The 6,403-nt window shown below is 31.4% G+C and carries 9 protein-coding genes and 1 pseudogene; all 10 read left to right on the forward strand.

Translation table 11 applies throughout. From position 1 onward, the window contains the following. Positions 1-687: pseudogene (locus RR430_RS08085) on the forward strand (hypothetical protein); the annotation flags it as partial. Between the two features lie 17 nt (positions 688-704). After that, positions 705-1,853: a phage portal protein gene (locus tag RR430_RS08090; protein WP_332508906.1), complete on the forward strand. Its 1,149-nt coding sequence runs from the start codon at positions 705-707 to the stop codon at positions 1,851-1,853. Position 1,854: 1 nt separating this feature from the next. After that, positions 1,855-2,535 (forward strand): head maturation protease, ClpP-related, encoded by a 681-nt coding sequence (locus RR430_RS08095; protein ID WP_332488587.1) that lies wholly within the window; start codon positions 1,855-1,857, stop codon positions 2,533-2,535. Between the two features lie 12 nt (positions 2,536-2,547). After that, positions 2,548-3,912, forward strand: coding sequence for a hypothetical protein (locus tag RR430_RS08100; RefSeq protein ID WP_332488586.1), 1,365 nt, complete (start codon positions 2,548-2,550; stop codon positions 3,910-3,912). A gap of 56 nt (positions 3,913-3,968) precedes the next feature. Further along, the gene (locus RR430_RS08105) at positions 3,969-4,241 is read left to right on the forward strand and encodes a hypothetical protein (protein ID WP_332488585.1); all 273 of its coding nucleotides are present in this window, start codon (positions 3,969-3,971) and stop codon (positions 4,239-4,241) included. Further along, positions 4,234-4,584: a phage head closure protein gene (locus RR430_RS08110; protein WP_332488584.1), complete on the forward strand. Its 351-nt coding sequence runs from the start codon at positions 4,234-4,236 to the stop codon at positions 4,582-4,584. The genes RR430_RS08105 and RR430_RS08110 overlap by 8 nt, the downstream gene beginning before the upstream one ends. Then, a complete protein-coding gene (locus RR430_RS08115; RefSeq protein WP_332488583.1) occupies positions 4,571-4,891 on the forward strand; it encodes a hypothetical protein in 321 nt (106 codons plus the stop codon). Before RR430_RS08110 ends, RR430_RS08115 begins: the two co-directional genes overlap by 14 nt. After that, a complete protein-coding gene (locus tag RR430_RS08120) occupies positions 4,884-5,372 on the forward strand; it encodes an HK97-gp10 family putative phage morphogenesis protein (protein ID WP_332488582.1) in 489 nt (162 codons plus the stop codon). The genes RR430_RS08115 and RR430_RS08120 overlap by 8 nt, the downstream gene beginning before the upstream one ends. A 10-nt stretch (positions 5,373-5,382) precedes the next feature. Beyond that, positions 5,383-5,973 (forward strand): major tail protein, encoded by a 591-nt coding sequence (locus RR430_RS08125; protein WP_332488580.1) that lies wholly within the window; start codon positions 5,383-5,385, stop codon positions 5,971-5,973. Between the two features lies 1 nt (position 5,974). Then, positions 5,975-6,301, forward strand: a complete 327-nt coding sequence (locus RR430_RS08130) for a hypothetical protein (RefSeq protein ID WP_332488579.1) — start codon at positions 5,975-5,977, stop codon at positions 6,299-6,301. Positions 6,302-6,403 lie beyond the last annotated feature (102 nt).

Here is a 6,403-nt window from a genome sequence, read left to right on the forward strand (position 1 = left end):
ACATGGGAAAACATTATGCGTTGTAATGTTCCTATAGGTGATGTTAAAGGAAAATTATGTATTTGTGGAATTGACTATGCAGAAATTCGAGACTTTGCATCTGTTATATTTGAAATACCAAACGAACAGTATTTCGATATAGATCATCATTCTTGGTTTAATCTAAACTCTGATACCGCTAATTCGATCAAATATGATATTGATTCAGCGGTTGAACGTGGAGAAATAACGACAGTAACAACACCAACAATTGATCCTGATGTGATAGTCGACTATATCATTGATAAAACAAGATTGTATGAAATTTATTATATTGTCATGGATACATTTAGATATAGTTTGTTTAAAAATAGCTTTGAAAAATACGGAATTTATCCACGAAGCAGAGAAAATCAAAATGGCAGACTGATACTAGTTCGAAGTGGAACATTTACACACTCTAAAGTTGCACCTCAAATCGATGTAAAATTCGAGAATGGATTATATCGATGGGGAAATGATAGAACGATGAATTGGTTTGTGAATAATACAGGTGTTAAGACACATCCTAATGGAAACAAAGAATATTTTAAAATCAATTCAGAAACAAGGAAAAACGATGGCTTTATGGGACTTGTACATTGTGAATCGATGATTAATGAATTACCTAATTTAATTGTTGATGAAGATGATGAATCTCTTTTATAAAGTAGAAAGGAGAATGGATGTTTAATCTTAACTTTAAGTTTTTAAAAAGAAGTGGAATTGAAACAGGTGATAGTTATATAGTTTCAGATCAGTATATCGAGACGAAGGCACTACAATTTGCGATTAATGCAGGCATTGACATTATTGCTTCGCTCCTATCTAAATGCGAATTTAAAATATACAAAAATAATTCTTTGAATAAATCTGATACATGGTATTTGTTTAATGTTGAACCAAACAAAAACGAAAATGCTTCATCTTTTTGGAGAAAAGTATTTCATAAGGCACTAATTGAAGATGGTGCACTAGTATTTCAATTAAATAATGAATTTTATTTAGCAGATTCTTATACAATGAATGAACCAAATAGTATATTTAGTCAAAAGACATATTCAAACATTTATACAAATGGTAATCAAGTATATAAAACATTCTTAGAAGAGGATGTTTTTTTGTTTGATTTAAAGAATGAAAATATTAATAAACTGATGAATGATTTATATAGTCATTATGGTAAACTGCTATCTTCATCAATAAATCACATAAAGGGGCGTAAGTCGAGAAAGTGGATATTTAAGAAAGATAATGCTGCTACGGGAATAGGCGGTATTAAAGTTGATGTTAAATCTGATGATGAAGATCAAGTTTCTAAGACAAATGATTCAGTTAAAAAGTTTGTAGAATCAGATGGTACAGCAATTCTTCAACTTGGAAATGGCAAAACGTTAGAAGACAAATCAAGTTTAGCAACTTCTGATACAAGAGATGCAAGAAATTTACTCAACGATGTGTTTGATATTGTCTGCATCGGGTTGCATCTACCTAAAAAAATATTCTATGCAGAATCATTAAATGATGATGAATTTGTAGCGTTAATGACTTTTATTGATCCGATGATTCAAGTTATTGAAGACGAATGTAACCGTAAATACTATGGTAAGAAAGTATTGAATGGAAATAAAATCAAAATTTATCGAAACAAAGTTAAATATATTGATATTTTTAGTTGTGCACAAAAATTAGAAAGCTTATTCAGAATTGGATTCAGTTTAAATGAACTAATGAGTTATTTGAACGAAGAGCAAATAGATGAAGAGTGGGCAAACGAAAGATTCGTAACAAAGAATTATATGAGATATGCAGATATGATGAAAGGGGGTGAATAGAGTGAAAAAGTTTTACGATTTTAAACAAGATGAAAATGGTGCGGAATTAACAATTTTCGGTGATATCACAAGTTTGAGATGGATTGAAAGTGATGTATCATCTTATGATTTTAAAAAGGAATTGGATGAAATCACTACAGATAACTTACTTGTAAGGATTAATTCTTATGGTGGTGAAGTTGCTGAAGGATTAGCAATCTACAATCTTTTAAAAGATTTCAAAGGAACTGTAACAACACAAGTTGAAGGATTTGCGTGTTCGATTGCTTCAGTTATATTCATGGCTGGAAAAGAACGAGTGATGAATAAATCGTCATTGTTAATGGTTCACAATGCATGGTCAGGTTGTAATGGCAATGCAAAAGATTTTGAAAAAATGGCGGATGATTTAAGAAAAATAAACGAGCCAATAGTACAAGCTTATATTACGAATTCGACACTCACAAAAGATGAAGTTCAAGATTTACTTGATGGTGAAACTTGGATTATTCCAGATGAAGCAATTCTTTATGGATTTGCAACTAAAGTTGTAGACAGTAATGTTGTAATGAATAGTATGGAAGCATTTCAATTTAATGGTTTAGTTAAAAAATTGAAAATGCTTGAAAAACAAATTGAACATAAAAATGATGAACCTGCAAATGATGCTGGTTCTTTTTTAAATGAATTTTTCAGATTATAGGAGGATAAAAATATGATGAAAGATATCGAAAAAATGAATTCACAAGAATTAAAGGCAAGTTTTCCAAAGTTACTTGCGGACACACCTGCAGAACAACGTGCAGAAGTTATTGCTAATTTTACTGCACAATTAGCTGAAACAATCGCTTCCGAACAAAGTCAATCATTCCTTGATAAAGCTTTATTATCGATCAATGATGATCGTGCAAAACAAGAATTAGGATTACGCAACTTAACAAATGAAGAAAGAGTATTCTTCAAAGGTTTAATGGAAACGATTAAAAACCCTAAAAATGCACTGACAACAAAACAAACTGATGTTTTTCCAATCACAACAATTAATAGAATTACCGAAGATTTAAAAACTGCGAGTGAATTTTTAAGTGCAATCAATATTCACCCAGCTGGTGTATTAAAAATTCTTGTTGGTGACTATTCTGGAAATGGCGGATGGGGCAAAATTGAAGCAGCAATTTCAAATGAGATTAGTGCAGAGATTAAAGGTATTGATACAACAGTTAAACGTGGTTCAGCATTTCTTGCACTAGCAAAAGCGTTAGTTGAATTGGGCGAAAGTTATGTTGAAGCATTCATCCGCTCGGTTTTAACTGAAGTTTTATTGTATGTACTTGAATCTGGATGTTCAACTGGTGATGGTAAAGAGTCACCAATTGGAATGGATCGTGATTTATCTAAGAAAACTAATGATGCTTATGAAGAGAAAACTAAAATCAAGGTAACTGACTTCCTTCCAATCACATATGGTAAGTTAATTGCAATGTTAACTAAGAATGGTAAGCGCAGAGTGAGTGAAGTTATTTTGTTAACTAATCCAATGGATTATCTTGAAAGAGTAATGCCTGCGATGACAATGCGTACACCAACTGGTGATTATGTATCAACATTACCATTCCCAACAAAACCAATTCAACTTGCTGGATTACCTCGTGGCAAAGCAATTCTAGGAATTGGTAAAAATTATGATTTAGGAATCAGTTCAATCAAGATGGAAGTCTTTGGTGAAGCTAGAGCGCTTGAGGATGAGTATTTATATATTGCTAAAGCATATGGCGATGGTACACCTAAAGACAATGAATCATTTATTGTTCTTGATATTTCCGAACTTGATGCTCATGTCAACAGAGTATTAATCGTAAATGATGAAGATAAACCTGTTCTTACAAAGACAGTAGGTGAGGCTGTCGCAGCATTTATGGCACAAAATGAAACGCCTGTGTATGATGATCCAAAATTTGCGGAAGCAGTGGAAGTTGCGGTCGAAAGTGCTTTAGCAAAGCAAGCGTCAGTAAATCAAACAATTAATACAATTAACGTTCCAAACGATACACCTGCATCGACATCACAAAAAAATAAGTAAGTTGAGTTAAAAGTAGAGTTATCAAACTCTACTTTTCTCATTTTAAGGAGAATGATATGGATGAAATAATTATTGATGAAGAATTATGCAAAGATGTTATGCAATACTTACGTATCGATGATGATATATATGAAAATGAAGTAACCAACTTTATAAAATCTTCAATAACATACTTTAAAACAAAGACATCAGATAAATTTGATTATACCAAACCTTACGAAAAGTCGATTTTAATGGATAGAGTTCGATATCAATTTTCTAGAGCAACAAATGAATTTGAAAGTGATTTTTTAAGTGAGTTAATCACACTCGAGGAACTGTATGAATAAGAAAATATATCCGATTAGAAATGATGGAAAACTTAAAATAAACAAAATGGATAACATATCTGATCCAGGGAATATGCCTAATTTGAAATCGAAAACAATTGCTGAAAGATTTTATAAAGAATTTAAGGTTGGATCTTCGAGATATTCAAACGCCATGCAAATTGGAAGAAAAATAACCAAGGTCGTTAACATCGAGTACACAAAATGGGTTACCGAAAATCATCAAATTGCGTTACAAGATGGCAGTTTATTCAATATAGTTCAAATACAGTTAGATATTGACGAATATGGAAACAAATCAACAGTATTATCGCTTGAGGAAATAACAAATGAACAAACTTAATGCCCTAAAAGATGCTTTATTGAGAGTTACAGATAATGTGTTTCATTTTGAAAAAAACGGAAGCGAAATGAACCAGTATATTGTCTGGTCAGAAGAATATAAAGAAAGATCATTTGCTGATAACAGAATTATTCGTGAAATCGAATGCGGAACAATTGATTTCTTTACCCGAATTGAATTCGACAACATGGTTAACAGTATAGAAAAAGAACTAAGCTATTCAGCGATATATTTTAAATTGGTATCTATTCAACGAGAATTAGAAACTGGTTATATTCATTATGAATGGGAGTTTCAAATTGGCTAAACTAACAATTACTGGTATTGATGATTTTGAGATGAAACTATCAAAGTTAGGAAATGAAAGTGAGCGAATAGCACGAAAAGCAGTATATGAAGCTGCCGGTGTCATTGCAGATGAACTAAAAAAAGAAACTAATAATCTAGATGATAGAGATTATTTTTTCTATGGGAACGAAAAAAAAGAATCATTTGCAATTACAGATGCACAAAAACAAGATTTATTAAATGGGCTTGGGATTGCAAAATTTGATGATGAGTATGGTGTGATAAATACAAAAATAAGTTTTGGCGGGTATGGTTCAATTAAAACTAAAAAATATCCTAAAGGAGTACCAAATTTAATGCTTGCAGCAAGCATTAATAGTGGAACTTCTTTTAGAAGAAAGAATCCATTTATCCGAAGAGCTATATCAAGGTGCAGAGTTAGAGCTCAAAATCGTATGGTTGAAGTTTATGAAAATGAAGTAAACAAAATAGTTAAATAGGAGGTTTTTTATGGCTATTGTAGGAATTAAACATTTACAAGTTGCAAGATATGAAGCGAAGAAGTATACATTAGCGATGATGTTGGCTGATTTAATTGACGTTGATATAAATATCGAGTCGAATGAGTCAAAATTGTACGCTAATGACAAAATCAAAGAGGCATCAACAAGCTTTAAAGGCGGTCAAATTAAAATGACAGTCGATGATTTAGTAGATAAAGGATCACAATTTATTCTAGGTCAAAAAACAAAAGAAGTTACAGTAGGTGATAAAAAACTTAATGTACTAGTATCTAATCGAAATGATAAAGCCCCGTATGTTGGTATTGGATTTTATTCAGAAGTATCAAGAGATAATGTCACCGCTTACCGAGCAATTGTCTTATTAAAAAACATGTTCTCGATACCTAAAGAAAAAGCCAAAACAAGAGAAGACAAAACGGAATATCAAACAAAAGAAGTCAATGCAACTATTTTTGCTAACGATGATGGTGAGTGGAAATTAGAAGTTACAGTTGACACGGAAGAAGAAGCCGTAGCATTTGTTGAATCTATACTGGGTACACCTGGAGAAACAGTACCAGCGAATGAGGGAATTTAATATGGAAATATTAAAACAAAAAGGGCGTGAATTCATACTTGATGGTAAACAATATTTCTTAAAATTCAACTTAGAAACTCTGAATAAAATGAATGAGTTATCAAATAATGATATTGATAATTTTGTCATTAATTCGAGTAATGTTTCGACAATATTATCATGGATGATCAATGAGTATATTGATGATTACAATAAGAATAATGACGATAAATTAGAACCTGTAACTCCAGAATATCTGAATAAAGAAATTCCGAACAATTATATAGGTGATGTAATCAGATTTATCGTTTGTTGTATGAAAGGTGATTACGAAGAAAAAAACTTTTAATGCCAGCTCGATTTGATATTATCGGCTGGCTTTTTATTGGTATATTCATACTTAAATTAAAAGAAGATACAGTGATGAAAATGAGTCAAGATGAAATTTGTA

Origin of the sequence: Anaerorhabdus sp. (assembly GCF_036641015.1) — a bacterium.
Taxonomy (GTDB): domain Bacteria; phylum Bacillota_I; class Bacilli_A; order Erysipelotrichales; family Erysipelotrichaceae; genus Anaerorhabdus.